A 666-nucleotide genomic window follows, 5' to 3' on the forward strand; every position below is an offset into this window, starting at 1 on the left:
TCCCTTTAGGGGTCTCGTTGGTAAAGTGCCCTTATAGGGCGAAACTAAAACCGCCCGTTTTACGGGCGGATAGTTATTTAATAATTTTTGTACGCAAAAAGGATACCTTCTGATAAAGTTAAAGTAACCACACCATAACAGAATCGGAGGCATCCTTTTATGTTTAAACATTATAACATGAATCAAATAATTTTGCCGCTAGATTTAGAAATCAAACTTCAAGAAAATGATATAGCTTACACCATTCATCATGTCATAGAGAGTATCTCAGTTCAGCTTGTAAGGATTGCCTCTGGATTTATCTTACATATAATAGGCAGTAAGCCCCCACCTCACGCAATGATGAACCCAATATGGATAAGTGGGGATCGACTGCCAGTAAATGTCCGATTGCTTTAAAGGCCTTTAGATCATACCCTTGTGGTACGAACAATCAGTGAGGGTATACAAAATCCCCACTGATTGAAGTTTCACTTTATAAAAGCGTTTCACTATTTTGTCAGGCGTACGCGCTTTGGTTGCCCACTTTTCGCTGGAGTCTTTCCTCCTTTTAAAAAACCCTCTTCTGTTGCTTTAAGGGAAATGAATGTTTTTTTGTACTAAGTTAAGAAAGTATAAAATCGGTGCAATGACTGCGTTAAGCCAAGTAGTTATTTTGAAATGTTA

At 38.0% G+C, this 666-nt stretch carries 1 protein-coding gene; it reads left to right on the plus strand.

Annotated features, from left to right (window positions below):
* Window positions 1-159: 159 nt before the first annotated feature.
* Window positions 160-399, plus strand: coding sequence for a hypothetical protein (locus JUJ52_RS23135; protein ID WP_228089256.1), 240 nt, complete (start codon window positions 160-162; stop codon window positions 397-399).
* Window positions 400-666: the final 267 nt, after the last annotated feature.

Origin of the sequence: Virgibacillus sp. AGTR (genome assembly GCF_016919725.2) — a bacterium.
GTDB lineage: Bacteria > Bacillota > Bacilli > Bacillales > Amphibacillaceae > Virgibacillus > Virgibacillus salarius.

Bases quoted from the DNA above. Each gene is read 5' to 3' on its own strand.
- JUJ52_RS23135 (WP_228089256.1), top strand. From the start codon at position 160: ATGTTTAAACATTATAACATGAATCAAATAATTTTGCCGCTAGATTTA.